12 protein-coding genes and 1 tRNA gene are annotated in these 17,288 nt (G+C 64.7%); 5 read left to right on the top strand and 8 right to left on the bottom strand.

Annotation, left to right across the window (positions count from 1 at the left end; genetic code table 11):
* Positions 1-129 precede the first annotated feature (129 nt).
* From J2S71_RS12020 to J2S71_RS12005, 4 genes are all read left to right on the top strand, one after another.
* Positions 130-849 carry a TetR/AcrR family transcriptional regulator gene (locus tag J2S71_RS12020; protein WP_156901015.1) on the top strand — a complete coding sequence of 240 codons (720 nt, stop codon included), beginning with the start codon at positions 130-132 and terminating at the stop codon, positions 847-849.
* On the top strand, positions 842-5,548 hold the full coding sequence (locus J2S71_RS12015) for a 2-hydroxyacyl-CoA dehydratase (RefSeq protein ID WP_307392276.1): 4,707 nt from the start codon (positions 842-844) through the stop codon (positions 5,546-5,548). The genes J2S71_RS12020 and J2S71_RS12015 overlap by 8 nt, the downstream gene beginning before the upstream one ends.
* A gap of 68 nt (positions 5,549-5,616) precedes the next feature.
* Entirely contained in the window at positions 5,617-6,420 is an 804-nt protein-coding gene (locus J2S71_RS12010) for a tyrosine-protein phosphatase (RefSeq protein WP_307392274.1), read from the top strand.
* A gap of 270 nt (positions 6,421-6,690) precedes the next feature.
* On the top strand, positions 6,691-7,224 hold the full coding sequence (locus J2S71_RS12005) for a hypothetical protein (RefSeq protein ID WP_021725989.1): 534 nt from the start codon (positions 6,691-6,693) through the stop codon (positions 7,222-7,224).
* On the opposite strand, the gene J2S71_RS12000 is transcribed toward J2S71_RS12005, so the two are convergent.
* The 5 genes from J2S71_RS12000 to J2S71_RS11980 all read right to left on the bottom strand — a co-directional run bounded on the left by J2S71_RS12000 (position 7,221) and on the right by J2S71_RS11980 (position 13,858).
* Positions 7,221-7,880, bottom strand: coding sequence for a glycerol-3-phosphate acyltransferase (locus tag J2S71_RS12000; protein WP_307392268.1), 660 nt, complete (start codon positions 7,878-7,880; stop codon positions 7,221-7,223). The two genes, J2S71_RS12005 and J2S71_RS12000, sit on opposite strands and share 4 nt — an antisense overlap.
* Before the next feature lie 117 nt (positions 7,881-7,997).
* On the bottom strand, positions 7,998-9,512 hold the full coding sequence (locus J2S71_RS11995) for a glycoside hydrolase family 32 protein (RefSeq protein WP_307392266.1): 1,515 nt from the start codon (positions 9,510-9,512) through the stop codon (positions 7,998-8,000).
* A 51-nt stretch (positions 9,513-9,563) separates the two neighbouring features.
* Positions 9,564-10,514 (bottom strand): PfkB family carbohydrate kinase, encoded by a 951-nt coding sequence (locus J2S71_RS11990; RefSeq protein ID WP_307392263.1) that lies wholly within the window; start codon positions 10,512-10,514, stop codon positions 9,564-9,566.
* 139 nt (positions 10,515-10,653) lie between these two features.
* On the bottom strand, positions 10,654-12,666 hold the full coding sequence (locus J2S71_RS11985) for a PTS sucrose transporter subunit IIABC (RefSeq protein WP_307392260.1): 2,013 nt from the start codon (positions 12,664-12,666) through the stop codon (positions 10,654-10,656).
* Between the two features lie 208 nt (positions 12,667-12,874).
* Positions 12,875-13,858, bottom strand: coding sequence for a LacI family DNA-binding transcriptional regulator (locus J2S71_RS11980; RefSeq protein ID WP_307392256.1), 984 nt, complete (start codon positions 13,856-13,858; stop codon positions 12,875-12,877).
* A gap of 246 nt (positions 13,859-14,104) precedes the next feature.
* Between J2S71_RS11980 and J2S71_RS11975 the strand changes: the two genes are divergently transcribed.
* Positions 14,105-14,181 (top strand) — tRNA-Met (locus J2S71_RS11975).
* A gap of 311 nt (positions 14,182-14,492) precedes the next feature.
* On the opposite strand, the gene J2S71_RS11970 is transcribed toward J2S71_RS11975, so the two are convergent.
* The 3 genes from J2S71_RS11970 to J2S71_RS11960 all read right to left on the bottom strand — a co-directional run bounded on the left by J2S71_RS11970 (position 14,493) and on the right by J2S71_RS11960 (position 17,281).
* Positions 14,493-14,936, bottom strand: a complete 444-nt coding sequence (locus tag J2S71_RS11970; RefSeq protein WP_307392253.1) for a hypothetical protein — start codon at positions 14,934-14,936, stop codon at positions 14,493-14,495.
* Between the two features lie 436 nt (positions 14,937-15,372).
* On the bottom strand, positions 15,373-15,546 hold the full coding sequence (locus J2S71_RS11965; protein WP_307392251.1) for a hypothetical protein: 174 nt from the start codon (positions 15,544-15,546) through the stop codon (positions 15,373-15,375).
* A gap of 145 nt (positions 15,547-15,691) precedes the next feature.
* Positions 15,692-17,281, bottom strand: a complete 1,590-nt coding sequence (locus tag J2S71_RS11960) for an IS3 family transposase (RefSeq protein WP_307387982.1) — start codon at positions 17,279-17,281, stop codon at positions 15,692-15,694.
* Positions 17,282-17,288: the final 7 nt, after the last annotated feature.

The following is a 17,288-nucleotide window of genomic DNA, read 5'->3' as shown; positions in this document are numbered from 1 at the left end:
ACTGTGTCGCTTCCGTGCGGGGAGGCATGTGGCATGTGTTCTTGCGCACATTGTGCAATACTACTCATGCTGTAACGTACTGCACACAGTGAGAAGAAATGGGAGCACCATCATATGCGACCTGCTCTTATGGAAAAGCCTACGCCTCCGGGCGGGACGCGTGCCACCACCGACCGGCGCACCCTGCGCACGCGTCGTGCCCTGCGCGACGCTCTTGCGGCCGAGATCAAGGAGACGGGTGACCTCTCGCAGGTGACCGTCACGGCCGTCACGGACCGTGCCGGCGTGACGCGCCGCACGTTCTATTCGCACTTCCGCGACATCGCCGACCTCGTGAACCAGATAGAGGAGGACACCATCCGCGATCTCAAGGGGCTCGTGGGCAACATCACCGTCGTCAACCTGGACGTGCTCCAGGAGGCGCTGGATGACTTTGCGCCCTGCCCCGGCTCCAAGGAGCTGCTCGCGTACTTCAAAAGACATGGCGACTATCTCTCCGCGCTTCTGGGCGAGGGGGGCGACCCGGCGTTCGTGGGCCGCATCGAGCGTATGGTGCGCGACGTGGTGGCCACGCGCGCGGCGGAGGGCCTCAATTTGGACCTTTTGGGTCCCATCTTCGACTACTACCTGACGTTTGCCATTGGCGCCGAGGTCAGCGTGCTGGTGCGCTGGCTCACCAGCGGCATGCACGAGTCGGTCTCCATGATGGCGCGCATCATGACATCGCTCATGTTCGTGCGCCCTGGCGACCTGTATGGCCGCACCATGCACTTTGACATTCCGAGCATCGCGCTTGGGCTGCTCGAGCCCGCCACGCATGCGACCAAGGGGGAGAGCACCGATGACTAACCACGCATCGTCCAACCGGGCACAGGCCGCAGTGGGCCGTCCCATCGAGCTCAGGCAGATTGGCGCGGAGCTCTACCCGGCCCATACGGTGGACCTCTCCCACGCCCGGCTGCGCTTGGGCATCGACGTGGGCTCCACCACCGTCAAGCTTGCCGTCATCGATGAGGGCAACCACCTCGTGTATGCCAGCTACGAGCGCCACCACACCGATGTCAAGGCCACGGCCTGCGAGCTCTTCCGCCGTGCCCAGTCGGTCATCGGCGACCCGTCCATGCGCGTCTCCATCACGGGCTCGGGCGGCATGCTGCTTGCCAAGTGGCTCGACCTCGAGTTCGTGCAGGAGGTCATCGCCTCCAAGCGCGCCGTGGAGACGCTCATCCCCCAGACGGACTGCGCCATCGAGCTGGGTGGCGAGGACGCCAAGATCATCTACTTCGACCGTGGCATCGAGCAGCGCATGAACGGCACCTGTGCCGGCGGCACGGGCGCCTTCATCGACCAGATGGCCTCCCTTATGAAGACGGACGCCTCCGGCCTCAACGAACTGGCAAAGGAGGCCACGCACATCTATCCCATCGCGTCACGCTGTGGCGTGTTCGCCAAGTCGGACGTGCAGCCCTTGCTCAACGAGGGTGCCGCCCCCGCAGACGTGGCGGCCTCCATCTTCCAGGCCGTGGCCAACCAGACGGTCTCCGGCCTTGCCTGCGGCCATCCCATCCGTGGCTACGTGGCCTTCCTCGGTGGCCCGCTCCAGTACCTCTCCGAGCTGCGCCACCGCTTCTACGAGACGCTCAAGCTCGACGAGGAGCATCGCGTGATCCCCGAGAATGCCCACCTCTTCGTGGCCACCGGGGCCGCCCTTGCCGGCGAGTCCGACAGGCACGTCACGTTCCAGCAGGTCATCGATGCGCTCTCCAACCTCAAGGACACCCAGGGCTCCGAGGTCGCGCGTCTCGACGCGCTCTTTGCCACCGAGGAGGACTATCAGGAGTTCAAGCGTCGCCACGATCGGCAGGTGGTTCCCAAGGGGCAGCTCGAGGCCTACCACGGCCGCGTGTTCATCGGCATCGACGCTGGCTCCACCACGATGAAGGCCGCCGTGGTGGGGAAGTCGGGGCAGCTCCTCTACACCTGGTACGACAACAACAACGGCGACATCCTGGGCACCGCGCGCAGGATCATGGACGACATCTACGACCACCTGCCCGAGGGCTGCACCATCGGCCACGTGACCACCACCGGCTACGGCGAGGGCATCCTCATCGAGGCCCTGCGCGCCGACTCCGGCGAGATCGAGACCGTGGCCCACCTGCGGGGTGCCAAGGCCTTCGTGCCCGACGTGGAGTTCATCCTGGACATCGGCGGACAGGACATGAAGTGCCTGCAGGTGAGGGGCGGTGTCATCGAGCACATCATGCTCAACGAGGCCTGCTCCGCCGGCTGCGGCTCCTTCATCGCCAACTTCGCCGACTCAATGGGCATGACCGTACAGGAGTTCGCGCAGGCGGCCGTGCGTGGCGAGAGTCCCATCGACCTGGGCAGCCGCTGCACCGTGTTCATGAACTCCCGCGTCAAGCAGGCCCAGAAGGAGGGGGCGACCATCGGCGACGTAGCCGCGGGCCTTTCGTATTCCGTCATCAAGAACGCGCTGTTCAAGGTCATCAAGCTGCGCGACTACGACCAGATCGGCACGTATGTCGTCGTGCAGGGAGGCACGTTCATGAGCGACGCCACGCTGCGCGCCTTCGAGCTCTTGACCGGCCGCGACGTCATCCGTCCGGACATCGCCGGCGTCATGGGCGCCTATGGCGCGGCCCTGCTCGCCCGCGACCGTGCGGGCGCCTCAGGCACCTCCGAGCTGCTCTCCCGCGAGGAGATCGACAACCTCAAGGTCAGGCGCACGCAGTCGCACTGCGGGCGCTGCGCCAACAACTGCCAGCTCACCATCAACAGCTTTGGCAACGGTCGTCGCTTCATCACGGGCAACCGCTGCGAGAAGGGCTCCGGCAAGCCCAAGCGCGAGCAGTCCAAGGCACCCAACCTCTTCGAGTTCAAGAACCGCCTGCTCTTCGACCGCGAGAGCCTGCCTGCCGACAAGGCGCCCCGTGGCACCGTGGGCATCCCGCGCGCCCTCAACATGTACGAGAACTATCCCTTCTGGCACACGTTCTTCACCAAGCTGGGCTTCTCGGTCATCCTGTCCGACCGCACCACCAAGGCGACGTACGAGGCGGGCATCGAGTCCATGCCGTCCGAGTCGGTGTGCTACCCGGCCAAGCTCAGTCATGGGCACATCATGAACCTGCTCGAGAAGGACCCGGACTTCATCTGGATGCCTTGCATCCGCTGGGAGCGCCAGGAGGATGACTCGGCCACCAACCACTACAACTGCCCCATCGTGATGAGCTACCCACAGTCGCTCGAGCTCAACGTGGACGAGCTCTCGGCACCCGACGTGGAGTACCTCGACCCGTTCATCCCCTACGACAACAAGAGGCAGCTCAAGCGTCGCCTGTACGAGGCCGTGGCCGTGCAGCGCGCCGAGGACGCCAAGGCGGGCAGGGGCCGTTTCCGCGGCAAGCCCATCACGCGCAGGGAGATCGACGAGGCCGTCAACGCCGCCTGGGAGGAGGACCTCGCCTTCAAGGATGCCATGCACCGCAAGGGCGACGAGACCCTCGAGTGGATCGAGGACAACGGTGCCCACGGCATCGTGCTGGCGGGGCGTCCCTACCACAATGACGGCGAGATCAACCACGCCATCCCCGAGATGCTCCACGGCTTTGGCCTCGCCGTGCTCACGGAGGACTCCGTGGCGCACAAGATGCTGCCCGAGCGTCCCATCCGCGTCGTGGACCAGTGGATGTACCACAGCCGCCTGTATCGCGCCGCCCGCTTCGTGGCCACCCGCAACGACCTCGACCTCATCCAGCTGCAGAGCTTTGGCTGCGGGCTCGACGCCCTCACGACCGACCAGGTGCAGGAGATCCTCGAGGCCTCCGGCAAGATCTACACCGTGCTCAAGATCGACGAGGTGTCCAACCTGGGCGCCGCCCGCATCCGCGTGCGCTCGCTCATGGCCGCCCTCAAGGAGCGGCAGGCCGAGCTGGAACGCGAGACGGCGGCCGGCATCGTCAGTGAGGTGGCGCCCGTGGGCGTACACATGGCCGATGGCTCGCTCGAGCATGCCCGCCAGACCGACCTCTCGCGCCGTACCCCGGTGTACCGCGAGGCCAAGAGCGCCGCCTTCGAGAAGCACAACTACACCAAGGACATGCAGGCCCAGGGCTACACCATCCTTGCGCCGCAGATGGCGCCCATCCACTTCGAGATCGTGGAGGAGCTGCTGCATGCCGAGGGCTACAACGTGGTGCTCCTGCCCTCCGTGGACCACAAGGCTGTGGACACGGGCCTCAAGTACGTCAACAACGACATCTGCTACCCGTCCATCCTGGTCACGGGCCAGATCATGGAGGCGGTGCTCTCCGGCAGGTATGACCTCAGCCGCACGGCCGTCATGATCACGCAGACCGGCGGCGGCTGCCGGGCCACCAACTACATCGCCCTCATCCGCAAGGCGCTCAAGGACTCCGGCCATCCGGACATCCCCGTGATCTCCCTCACGGCTGCCAGCGGCCTGGATGAGAAGGCTCCCGGCTTCAACCTGTTCAAGCCCAGCCTCATCGTGAGGGCCGTGTATGCGCTGCTCTATGGCGACCTCATCATGCAGCTGCTGTACCGTACGCGCCCGTACGAGACCGAGCGGGGCTCCGCAAACCGCCTGTACCGCTCGCTCATGAGCCGTGCCAAGACGCTCATCCCGCGCACTGACCGCAAGAGCTTCTACCAGCTCTGCCAGGACACCATCGAGCGCTTTGACGCCCTGCCGCTCACGAACGACCGCAGCAAGCCGCGTGTGGGCGTGGTCGGCGAGATCCTGGTCAAGTTTCACCCCACCGCCAACAACCAGGTGGTCGAGGTCATCGAGGGCGAGGGCTGCGAGGCCGACGTGCCGGGCCTGGTGGACTTCTTCCTCTTTGGCATGTCCAACGCCATCAACACCGCGGGCGAGCTGGGCACCAAGGCGACGAGCCGCCTCACGCACAACGCAGGCATCCAGATGATCAACGCCCTGCGCAGCCCGCTCGACAGGATGCTGGCCAAGTCCAAGCGCTTCCAGCCCTACGAGGACATCTTCGAGCTGGCCGACAAGGCCAAGCGGATCCTCTCGCTCTGCAACACCATGGGCGAGGGCTGGCTGCTCACGGCCGAGATGGTGGACCTCATCGAGCACGGCACACCCAACATCGTGTGCGCCTCGCCGTTCGCCTGCCTGCCCAACCACGTGGTGGGCAAGTCGGTGATCAAGCGCCTGCGCCAGATGCACCCCGAGAGCAACATCGTGGCTGTGGACTACGACCCCGGCGCCTCCGAGGTCAACCAGCTCAACCGCATCAAGCTCATGATCTCGGTGGCCAAGGAGAACTACCGCGAGGGTGGTGCCTTCACGATCGAGAACCCCGACGATCCCACCACGCACGTGGTCGCACCCTACGTGGATGAGACGCGCCGTCACGGCACCTTTGGTGACACCGAGGTCAACGAGCGCGAGGCCGGCGCCCACGTGCATGGCATCCGCCTCTCGCCCGAGCAGCTGGCCACCATCGAGCGTGCCAAGCAGAAGGCTGGCGTGAGGTAGGCGGATGGCATCAGCCATGAGGGGCGCCGTCGCAGGGGCGCGGCGGTGCCCGGAGAGGAGTCTGGCAGATGGCGCATGTATACTTGCCCTCTCAGCTGGGGCTCCAGGGCCTCAAGGATGATATCAACGCGCGTGACCTGGGGGGCATCCAGACCCCGGGGGGCATGACGCGCGACCGGCGCTTCGTGCGATCGGGAAGCACGTCGGAGCTCTCGCGCCATGACGTACGCACGCTCGCGGACTACGGTGTGAGCATGGTGCTTGACCTGCGCAGCAACGAGGAGGCACGCATAGCGCCCGACCGCCTTGCGCACCGGTGGGGCATCCGGTCCGCCCGTGTCCCCCTCCATGCCTACAACCTCCGTGACAAGGACGCGCGCGCTACGGGTGAGGCACGCGAGAACGATGGTGGCATCGACCTCTCTCTGGACACGGACAACTTCTTTGCCAGCGGATACCTCTCCATGCTGCATAACGCCGTGGGGGTGCGTACGGCGTTCGCCTTCATGGCCAAGGCGCGTGAGCGTGACTGCCTCCTCTTTCACTGCGCCGCGGGCATGGATCGCACGGGCGTGCTTGCGATGCTGATCCTGGGCACCTGCGGCGCGAGCCGACGCCAGATCCTGCGCGACTACCTGCTCTCGTTCGCATCGGGGGAGCGGGTGGACGCCCTACTCGACGGCCGACATGAGGGCGCGGATGCGCTCGGGGACATCCCCACGTCCCTCTTTGACCTGGGTAGCCTGGCAGAGGGCATGGGTCTTGTGGTCGATTGCGTGCTGCGGCGCTATGGCACCTTCGAGCGCTACCTTGCCGCCTGTGGTGTTGCAAAGCGGCATGTCGAGGCCGTGCGCACGCACCTGCTGGGGTAGCCTCGTGCCCAGGGGTCCGTGCGCGGTGCCACGCTCGCGGCGCCAAACCAACCTCCTGGCCCCAAGACCGTGCCGCGTACGGGCAAAGTACCTCCGTACGGCGCCGGCGTCCACCCCCCTGCGGGAGCGCGTCCTACGATGAGGGCAGTGGTACCAGCGGCTGAGATGTCAGTGGCCTGCCCCATGCAGGCTCACAACGATGCGAGAAGGGTGAATGACGATGGCTCTGCGTGAGGGTTCCTCTCTGGTCGAGAAGGTGGGCGTCCTCCCATGAGCATGGCATCCCTTCTGGTGGGCATGGCCCTCCTGCCAGCGGTCTCTTCGCTGTTCGAGTGGGTGTGGACGAGCGGCATATCCGAACGCCATCATAGCCATCACGACACGTACCGCGTCTCCAACACCCTTACGCACTCCCTGGTCATCGCCATGATCCTCATGGGCGTGCTGGGCATCCTGCTCGACTGGCTCTGCGTGATCAATGTGTTCTCTGCGAGTTCCTCCGTGCTCGTGGGGTTCTTCTCCACCTACATCGTCGTGAGCTTCCTCATCTGGCTACTCTGTCGCCGCTATCAGGTTGTCACCTATGACGATCGCATGTGTGTGACGCCCATCATCGGCCCCATGCGCACCATCCGCTACCGCGACATCGCATCCATCCGCTGGGCGCGTGCCAACCTCCCCATGGGCTATCAGAACCTGCGCATCCACCTCGCAAGCGGTCGCCACGTGACGCTGTGGGGCACACTCGACGTGGAGCAGATCCTCATTGGCATCGACCGCTTTGACGCGCTGGAGAACGGCTAGCGACGCGTGTGACCCCTGATGCCCAGCCTGGAGCGCAGCGCGCGGGCGAGACGCGCCTTGTGCGTGGTGCCCGCGCGGATGCCCGCGAGAGCGGGCCAGTGCGCACGCATCATCAGCAGCGTCAGAACGAGCGCCACGACGGACTCTATGCTGACGGGGCCCCGTAGGAGGGCGGTGAGTATCCAGTAGGCCCAGGTGATGGCAACGGCCCCCAGACACAGGTAGCCCGAGAAAAGCACCACGGCCAGCCCGACGAGGCTCGCGACCATGCCCGCCAGGGGGGTGGCGAGTATGATGGCAGAGCAGGTGGTGGTCACTCCCTTGCCGCCACGGAAGCGCCGCCAGCAGGGGTAATTGTGCCCAAGCGTGACGCCCAAGCCAGCGATGACGCCCGCAAGCCCGGGCGTTTCGGAAAGGAGGGCGCGTGCAGTCGCCCATGCCACGACGGTCTTGAGGATGTCCCCCGCCAGCACGAGTGCGGCGGCGCGCATTCCCAGCTCGTGCCCTACGTTTGCCATGCCGGGGTTGCCATCGCCCAGCTCGAAGACGGGCCTGTGGGCGTATCCGCGCGCCACGAGATCTGCCGTCAGGAAGTTCCCACACGCGTAGCCGAGGGCAAGTGACCCCACGACCGTGATCAAGGTACTGGTTTCCATGGTGTCCCATCTGCGTGTGAATGGATAGACCTGGCCGTCTTGGCGGGTACGGGAAAGCCGCTGTCCCCGTATGCGGGTGGCGCTGGGGTCGTGGGCACGTCGTGCGCAGCCCTGCGGCTATGAGTTTACGACGAAGGTGTAGGAGCCCATCTCCCATGCGTGGTGCGTGCCATGGAAGGTGGAGGTCACACGAAGATCGTCGATGTCCTCGGGGTACCAGCGCGTGGTGAGCGTGACTTCGCCGCCATTGACGTAGATCTCGACGATGGAGGTGTCCACGAGCACGCGCAGGCTCTCGATGCGTCCTGCGGACAGCGCAGAGAGCGGCAGCCTGCGCACGGTGCGGCCAAAGCCCGCGGGGCTGGTGAAGGCAAGCTCCGCCATGCCATCCAGGGCCACGAACTCGAGGTCGTCATTGAGGCGTAGCGTGGCGGCGCCGGACTGTATGGCGTCAATCGTGACGTCCGCCGTGCCCGCGAAGCGCGCGCCGACGGCCCCGTCGAGGTCGAACACGTCGTAGGGCGACGTGCCCACCGTGCCCGTGAAGCCCGCGACGTCCTGGGTGAGGACGATCTCCTGGCCACGAAGGGCGTCCGTTTCGGCGACGGGCCACTGGCACACGCGACCGGCCGCGTTGAGCGTGAGCTCGCGTGGGAGGGTGAGCGTGTGGGTCCACTCGCGCGTGGGGTTGTCGTACTGCGTCTCGATGTCAGGGAGGCTGGCCCAGCTCACGAGGATGGTGCGGCCCCGCTCGTCCTCAAAGAGCTGGGGTGCGTAGAAGTCGAAGCCATAGTCCAGCTCGACGAAGGTGCGCTCGTCGATGCAGGAGTAGGGGGTCTCCGCCTGCATGAGGCCAGGATCGCCGGAGAGCAGGTCCACGAGCCTGCCCTCCAGCGGGAAGTAGCCGCTGTTGTGGATGTTCTGCATGCCGAGTGGCTGCTTGGGCACGCCCTGGGGGCACACGAACAGCAGCTCGTGACCGTCCAGGCGGGCCAGGTTGGGGCACTCCCACATGTAGCCATAGGCATGCTCGCCACGGTTGGTGGCCGACCCCTCCATCTCCCAGGAGGTGCCATCCGCGCTGCGGTAGAGCAGGACGGCGCCCCGGTCGCCCCTCACGCGGGCACCCAGCAGCATGTGCCATATGCCATCCTGCTTCCACACCTTGGGATCGCGCACGTGGCAGCTGCAGTAGGAGGGATAGCCATCGTTTCCCAGCACGAGGTGCTTGGGCCCAAAGCTCTTGCCGTCGCCCACCACGACGATCTCGTTGGCAAGGCGACCCGCCCAGTCGTGGTCGTGGTCACCCTCAAGCAGCTGATTGCCGGTGTAGTAGCACCACATCATGCCGTCGGATACCACGGAGGAGCCGGAATAGGAGCCGTTCTTGTCCAAGTCACAGCTGGGCATGATGGGGGTACCCAGCCATTCCCAGGTACGGAAGTCGCGCGTGGTCCAGTGCCCCCAGCCATGCGCCGCATCGGGCCACAGCCTGCGATGCTGGTGGAAGAAGTGGTAGGTGCCGTCCAACTGGCAGAGACCGTTGGGATCGGTGATGTCACCCGTCTCGGTCTGGAGGTGGAATCTCAGGCGCCAATTATGCTTGGGATCTGTGGTGCGGCTGACCGCCATGGTGCCTCCTCTGGCATGTGATGGAATCACGACGCGCATCTGCACCCTGCGCTATGACAGGACCTTCTCCACCTCTGCCAGTGTGGGCATGGCGGGGATGGCGCCACGCTGGCGAACGCAGAGCGACGCGACGGCGTTACCGAAGCGCGCAAGGTCCTTGGCGTCCTCGAGCGTGACGTCTGAGGGCTCCAGCTTGCCGTCCACGAAGGCGCAGAGGAAGCCACCCCAGAAGGAGTCACCGGCACCCGTGGTGTCCACGGCGTCGACCCTGAAGCTGGGGACCGTCGCCGTGCCCTCGCGCGTGGCAACGAGGGCACCCTCGGCGTCCAGCGTCACGCAGGCCACGCTCACGCCCTGCCGCAGCAGCTCCGCGGTGGCCCCCTCGGGGTCCGCGCAGCCCGTGAGCAGCTCGCACTCCTCGGCGCTGATCTTGACGAGGTCCATGTAGTGCACGATGGAGCGCATCTGCTCCGAGGCAGCCGTGGGGCTCGTCCAGAGGGTGTCGCGATAGTTGGGGTCATAGGACATGACGGCCCCGGCGGCCTTGGCCATGTCGAGCGCGGCGACGGTGGCGCTGCGTGCGGGCTCATCCGTGAGCGAAAGGGAACCCACGTGGAACACGCGGCTGTCCTCGATGACATCGCGGTTGAGCTCCTCCGGCGTGAGCTGCGTGTCTGCGCCGGGCTTGCGGGCAAACGAGAAGGTGCGCTCGCCGTCCTCGGTGAGGGCCACGAAGGCGAGGGTGGTGAAGTGGTTGGGGTCCATGACCAGGCCATCACAGTTGACGTCGTTGGCCACGAGCGTTGCCCTCAGGAACTCGCCATGCATGTCCTGGCCCACCTTGCCGATGAAGGCGGTCGACATGCCCAGGCGCTCCAAGGCAACGAGCACGTTGGCGGGCGCGCCACCAGGATTGCGCTCGAAGAGCTTCTGGCCTGCGGCGGAGGTGCCCGCATCGGTGAAGTCGATGAGCAGCTCACCAAGGGCGGTAACGGAGAACATGGGAACTCCCTTCTGGCGGCCGTGCCGCCAAGGTCACTGTCGTGCACGGTCACACGCACGAGGCGGGGACGACCACCCTGCAGCCGCCCCCGCCGAAGGTTCCTCGAAGAACCTGACGAACACATGCTGGACCGAGGCGCTACTTCTGAATGTCGATGAGCTCGTCGCCAGCCTTGACCTCGCCCGTCTTGCCAACGATGGACGTGAAGTCATCGGTGTTGGTGATGATGACCATGGTGGTAGTGGGCAGGTTGGCAGCCTCGATGGCGCCGAGGTCGACGTCCATCAGGAGCTGTCCCCTCTTGACCGTGTCGCCTGCCTTGCAGTGTGCGGTGAACGGCGCACCCTTGAGGTTGACGGTGTCGATGCCGATGTGGATGAGCACCTCGGCGTTGTCGCTTGAGAGCAGGCCGATGGCGTGACCGGTCTCGGCAACCATGGTCACCTGGCCATCGACGGGCGAGAGGACCTTGCCCTCGGCGGGCTCGACCGCAGCGCCCTTGCCCATCGCCTCGGAGGCGAAGACGGGGTCATTCACGGAGGTCATGGGGACGGCCGTGCCAGCCATGGGGGAGGCCACGACGCCAGCGGCGGTCTCGGGAACGACGCCCTTGCTGGAGCCGGCGAAATGCTCGGCAACGGCCGCGGTCTGCTTGGCGGTCGCCTGGGTGGTGGCCACGTTCTTCTCCACGTCGGGCTTCTTCTCCAGCTTGGGCTTGGTGGGATCGGCGTCATCCTTGTAGATGGCGCTCGTGAGGCCGAAGGCCACGCCGAAGGCGGCAGCGAACATGATGATGTACTGGACGGGCTGGGCGATGCAGAGCAGCAGGCCAAAGATGCCCGTGACGCCGGTGCCCGTGGCGGCGAGCTGCGTGACGGAGCAGATGAACGCGCCCACGGCGGCACCGATCATGCCACAGACGAAGGGCTTGAGCCTGGGCAGGTTGACGCCGAAGATGGCCGGCTCGGTGATGCCCAGCAGGCAGGAGATGCCGGAGGGCACGGCGAGGGCCTTGGTCTTCTCGGAGCGCGTCCTGAGCGCCACGGCCAGGCAGGCGCCGCCCTGCGCGATGTTGGCGGCCGATGCGATGGGCAGCCAGTAGGTGACGCCCAGGTTGGAGAGCATGCCGATGTCGATGGCGGTGTACATCTGGTGCAGGCCGGTGACCACCGACGGGCTGTAGATGAGGCCGATCACGATGGCGCCGATGCCGAAGGGCACGCTGAGCAGGAACTGCAGAAGGCCGAGGATGTTGTTCTCGAGCCACACGAAGATGGGGCCGATGAACAGGATGGTGATGTAGGCGGCCAGGGACACGGAGACGAGCGGAGTCACGAAGAGGTCGAACATCTCGGGGACGACCTTGTGCAGGCGCTTCTCGAAGAAGCAGAGGATCCAGACGCCCACGAGGATGGGGATGACGTGGCCCTGGTAGCCGATCCACTGGATGCTGTAGACGCCGGGGATGACGTCGAGCACGGGAATGGAAGTGATGTCGGGAACCTTGCCAGCCAGGATATTGGCGACTTGGTTGGCATTGATGAAGTCGGAGCTGATGAGTAGGGCACCGAGCGACGCGCCGAGGTAGGGGTTGCCGCCGAAGACGGTCGCCGCTGAGAAGCCGAGCAGGATCTGCAGGTTGGCAAGGGCGCAGGCATTGATGAGCCCAGCGATCTTCCACCACACGTTGGTGGTGTCGAGCACAAAGAGACCGGCGCCGTTGGGGGCGGGGGTGCCCATGAACTGGATGGCGCTCATGATGCCCATGAGCATGCCGGATGCAACGATGGCGGGGATGATGGGCACGAACACGTCGGAGAGCACCTTGATGGCGCGCATGAAGCCGTTCTGCTGCTGGGCGGCGGCCTCCTTGGCCTCGGCCTTGCTTGCCGCGGAGATGTTGCCCTGCTTGCAGAACTCCTCGTACACCTTGTCGACGGTGCCGGTTCCGTAGATCACCTGCAGCTGACCGGATGCCTGGAAGTTGCCCTTTGCGCCGAGGGCGTCATCGACCTTGGCCTGATCGACCTTCTCGTCATCGGCGATGACGAGCCGCAGGCGGGTGGCACAGTGAGCTGCCGAGACGATGTTGCCTGGGCCTCCCACCGCCTCCAGGATCTCTTTCGCGGCTTGTGAGTAGTCAAGTGCCATTAGACCCTCCTTGCTCGTACGTACGTGTGAAAACGTTCTCATATGCGCTGAGATTGGCCACATCTCAGACACGCTTGTAACCATCATACTCTTATGTAATCGTTCTCACACTACAAATCTTCTCCCTGTTCTTGCACGGGTCTGCGAGGAAGGGAGGGGATGAGGCTGCGGGTCACCCAGCTGAGGGCTTGCCACTTGGGGAGCGGACCTAGCTCACCGTGCCGCGCGCAAGCACCTCGGAGGCTAGGCGTACCTTGCGAACCACGCGGACCTCATGCCGGATGGCATCCATCAGCAGGCGCGCCCCCTCCATGCCGGAGGTCTTGTAGTGGTGGTGGATGGTGGTGAGCGTGGGCGTGACCACGACGGCATACTCGGAGTCGCCGACGCCGGTCACCTGCACGTCCTCGGGGATGTCGCGGCCGTACTCGCGCAGGCAGGCCATGGCGCCAAATGCGATGGTGTCGCTGGCGCAGACGATGGCGTCCGCCTGGGGGTAGGCGTCCAGCAGCTGCTCGCAGGCGAGGTAGCCGGACTCGATGGTGAAGCCGGTGGTGGCCTGCGCGCAGGCGGGCACGTCAAGGCCATACTCACGGCATGCGTCCAGAAAGGCCGTATGACGCATGTGGCCTGCGGCGATGTCGCGTTCGGTCACCCCGATGAAGGCGGGGCGCCGGGAGTGCCGCAGCACGAGCTCCACGATCTTGCGCTGGGAGCCATAGTCGTCGTGGAAGACGCACGAGTGCCCCTCCACCTCCTGGCCAAGGACGACGAGCGGCACCTGTAGGCCTGCCATGGCGCGCTCGTGCGCGGGGGTGATGACGGTTCCCACCAGGATGACGCCATCGACATGGCTCTTCTCCGCAAAGAGCTTGAGGTAGTCCACCTCGAGGTGCTCATTGTTGTCGGTATTGGCAAGGAGCATCTGGTACTGGGAGTCGTTGAGCACCGCGGTGATGCCGGCGACGATGCGCGAGATCGAGGCGGAGTTGATCTTGGGGATGACGACGCCCACCAGGTTGGACTTGCCCGTGCGCAGCTGCTTTGCCTGGCGGGAGGGAGTGTAGCCCGTCTCCTTGATGACGCGGGCGATGGCACGGCGCTTCTCGGTGGAGACGTAGCCGTCGTTGAGGTAGCGCGAGACGGTGGCGCGGGAGACGCCAGCGAGCTTTGCCACCGTGGTGATGTCCATGTCCCATGCTCCCGTTCACTTGCTACGCTAGAATGACCCCTATATTTGCTGGTGAGACTACATGAAATCGTTCTCATTATCGCACAGATGCGGTCGCGATGCCCATGAAATGTCCTGAGGAGCTATCAGATGTGCGCGTACAGGGGGGAGGGATTTATGGAGACTCAGTTGTACCACCGAATGCCTTTGACACGGGATGGTTCGGTGCGTATAGTTACTCCTTGCGCAGATGATGCGCCCAGACAGTGCGGGGTGGAGCAGTCTGGTAGCTCGCCGGGCTCATAACCCGGAGGTCGTTGGTTCAAATCCAGCCCCCGCGACCATGCATTTGCAATCCCCGGCCCGCCGAGCGGGCCGGGGATTTTTTGTCGGGGCCCTGACGCCGGCGCGCAGCGGGTGCCTGCGCCCCCATCCCCGCGGGCATGGGAGCGTTTTGGCCCCAAGTGCGTGATGCTCCCTGCCAATTTCGAGGGGAATCGGGGGCGCAGCTGGCCCATCGCGCACCATCCGCTTCACCCCAAGCGCATCGGGCGAGGAAGCGGGCGGCGGGCGTGCCTCCCGCGACCGTGGGGGCGACGGGTGCGGCACGCACTTGGGGCCAAAACGTTCCAGAGCGACCGCGAAACGCCTACGCCTAGGCCGCGGGCGGGAGTCCGGGCGCGCGACGCTTCGCCCTTTGCTCACGCCTCAGGCGCATACCGCATGCCACGAGGCAAGCGGTATAGACGAAAGGGATCACGACGAAGGCAAGGAACTCAGCGCTTTCCAGGATTGGCAGAGAACCCATGATGCTGGACGATGCGATGGCCGAAATGGTCGTGCCGAGCATGGAGAAGGCCACCATCAACATGAGTGTGGCGAACACGGCGTTAACGGTGATGCGAACTGGTGTGATGCGGTGAAACAGCGTGAGAGATCCGATGGCGGGGAAGGAGAAGACGGCAAACATCAGACCGAACATGTAGCCTATGCTGACGGCGAGGTAGGACGACCCTGACTCGTGCGTGCCGTTGAGCCGCATCTCGGTATTGTAGGCATCGACGAAGAAGTAGATGCTGCAGCATGCGAGGACGAGCATGACGATGCCCAGCGCTAGCATCGCCCATTGGGCTGGGGCACGTTGGGGCTTGGTCGCTGGCGGGGTGACTGCCTGTTGGAATAGCCGCTGTGATGAAGCGCATCCGACAGACTGCTGGTATGGTACCTGACATGACGGTTGGCCAAGCTGACCCTGCTGATGGGGTACCTGGTCTGGTTGCTGGTACTGGGGCTGAGGCTGGTGCGGTTGAGGGGAGCTTGTCGGCTGTGGGGTAGACTTCGGCTGATTCATGCTCGCTGTCCATTCCGTAATGCTTTGACTTTCATTGGGGTCATTGTAGGGTTGCTGGTTGCCTGGGTGCCCGGGAAGGCCACTCGGGCTTCGCGGCCGAACGAGCGTTGGCCTTGGTGAGTCACCTGCATGCGCAGCGGGACACATGACCGGATATGGGCTTGAAGAGCGGTGTGGCCGATTTCTACAGAAAGAGGATGCACGACCCGGCGACCTTGCGTACGGGTGTCGTGATCGTCGTTATTACATTGCGCAGATGCGCCGGCTGCCTTCCTATGGAGGCGGGCTCGTTGAGGGCGTCCGCGGCGCTCATCGTCTCACGCTCAACCAAGGTGGTAGGGGATGCGGCTTGCAGCATGAGTGGCCTGGTTCCTCTGGTAGTTCTGGTAGTCCTGTTGGCTGAACTCTTGGTGGGCCCCCGCGGGTGGTCAGCATGCCCATGGGCGAACTGTCTAAAACCTGCCGAGCGTTCGGGGCCGGTACCGCTTTTCCGTACCTTGCTGCTAGGCTGCGAGGCCCAAGCTCTGCCTGTATTGTAGGGGGCTCATCGAGCCCAGCGAGCGCTTGATCCTCGTCTTGTTGTAACGCTCTATATAGGCGTCTATCCTCTCCTTGAGCTCATCCAACGTGACGCCCGCCCAGTCCCTGCCATAGAGCATCTCGACCTTCATGGTGCCGAAAAAGCCCTCCATGCGGGAGTTGTCAGGGCTGCACCCCTTGCGCGACATGGAGCGCATGATGCCGGCCTTCTCGCAGATGGAGATCCACTCGGGCCAGCGGTAGTGGCAGCCGCAGTCCGAATGGATCACGAGATGGCGGCGCTCCTCGTCTGTCGTAGTGGCCAAAGCCGCCTTGAGCATGGAGTTGGCCATCTCGGCGTTGGGCGAGGTCGAGGTCGTCCAGCTTACGATGGCGCCGTCGAAGCAGTCCAAAACCGGGCTCAGATAGAGCTTGCCGGCCGGTATCGAGAGCTGCGTGACGTCGGTGAGCCATAGGAAGTTGGGAAGTCCGGCTTCGAAGTCCTGGCAGACCTTGTTGCCGGGGTGTTCCGAGACCTCGCCCTTGTAGGAGCTGTAGGCCTTCCCGGGCTTTGCCTTGCCGTGCGCCTCGAGCTTCTCCTCAGCCATTATTCGCCCTATCCTGCGCTCGCCGATGACATGTCCTCGTGCCTCGAGCTCGTCGTGGATGCGGCGCCTTCCGTAGGCGCCGTCGTTGGCGTTGAAGACGGCGCAGACCAGCTCCCGCGCCCCGGCGTCCCTGTCCCCGGCGGCGATGGCCGAGAGTTGGTACTGGTGGCTCGATCGGGCCATGTCGAGCGCCGAGAGAAGCTCGCACAGCCTCCATTTGGGGCGCAGCGACTCAATCAGCAGAGTCTTCTCCCTGTTCGTGAGCTCGTTTGCCGGGTCGGCGCCCGTCCCTTTTCCCAGGATCTCGAGGGCGCCCTCCAGGATGTCGCGCTTGAGCTCGAGTTGGCGCAGCTCTTTCTCGAGTTCGGCCTTCCTGGCCTCGAGGGCATCTATTTCTGTCTGCGTGACGGGAGCCGCTCTGGCGGCTCCGGCGTCGGACGCGCCATTTGAGACGGCGTTGCTTGTGTCGGGCATCGGGGGCTCCTTCTCAGGCAATAGCTCTCGCTTCCACTTGTAGAGGGTACAACGCGTGGAGCCGACCTCGTCGGCGATCTGTTGCGCGCTTCCGGCTCGTCTGACAAGCGCTGTCACGGCTTTCTGCTTCTCTTCGAGAGTGAACGTCCTGGGCTCGGCTGTCCGCCTCTCGCCAGGTGCCAGCTCGTCTATCCACTCTCTGAGCTTTTGCGTACTTCCGGGGTATCCCAGCTCGCGTCTCGTATAGGCGTTGCAGCGGCCGTGCTCCAGATAGTGGTTGACGGCGGCCCGCCTTTGCCCTTCTGAGTAGCGTTCTAGGTTGCGCCCCCTGAGCGCGCCTCCGTTGTCCTGCCATTCCCGATACCATCCTACAAGCTGTGCCCGGCTTGGATATCCCAACTCGCGTATCGTAGCCGTGGCTTTAAAACCATACTTGATATAGAGCTCGACCGCTCTTGTCCTCTGCTCAAGGGAGTACACGCCATCCTCCAAACATCAT

Source organism: Olsenella profusa DSM 13989, from assembly GCF_030811115.1.
Classification (GTDB): Bacteria; Actinomycetota; Coriobacteriia; order Coriobacteriales; family Atopobiaceae; genus Olsenella_F; species Olsenella_F profusa.
The sequence above is the reverse complement of the archived record's forward strand: the minus strand, read 5'-3'. Positions and strand labels throughout refer to the sequence as shown.

Coding starts and splice junctions, on each gene's coding strand:
- J2S71_RS12020 (WP_156901015.1), top strand. CDS start 130: ATGGAAAAGCCTACGCCTCCGGGCGGGACGCGTGCCACCACCGACCGG.
- J2S71_RS12015 (WP_307392276.1), top strand. CDS start 842: ATGACTAACCACGCATCGTCCAACCGGGCACAGGCCGCAGTGGGCCGT.
- J2S71_RS12010 (WP_307392274.1), top strand. CDS start 5,617: ATGGCGCATGTATACTTGCCCTCTCAGCTGGGGCTCCAGGGCCTCAAG.
- J2S71_RS12005 (WP_021725989.1), top strand. CDS start 6,691: ATGAGCATGGCATCCCTTCTGGTGGGCATGGCCCTCCTGCCAGCGGTC.
- J2S71_RS12000 (WP_307392268.1), bottom strand. CDS start 7,880: ATGGAAACCAGTACCTTGATCACGGTCGTGGGGTCACTTGCCCTCGGC.
- J2S71_RS11995 (WP_307392266.1), bottom strand. CDS start 9,512: ATGGCGGTCAGCCGCACCACAGATCCCAAGCATAATTGGCGCCTGAGA.
- J2S71_RS11990 (WP_307392263.1), bottom strand. CDS start 10,514: ATGTTCTCCGTTACCGCCCTTGGTGAGCTGCTCATCGACTTCACCGAT.
- J2S71_RS11985 (WP_307392260.1), bottom strand. CDS start 12,666: ATGGCACTTGACTACTCACAAGCCGCGAAAGAGATCCTGGAGGCGGTG.
- J2S71_RS11980 (WP_307392256.1), bottom strand. CDS start 13,858: ATGGACATCACCACGGTGGCAAAGCTCGCTGGCGTCTCCCGCGCCACC.
- J2S71_RS11970 (WP_307392253.1), bottom strand. CDS start 14,936: ATGCTCGTCCTCGCATGCTGCAGCATCTACTTCTTCGTCGATGCCTAC.
- J2S71_RS11965 (WP_307392251.1), bottom strand. CDS start 15,546: ATGCTGCAAGCCGCATCCCCTACCACCTTGGTTGAGCGTGAGACGATG.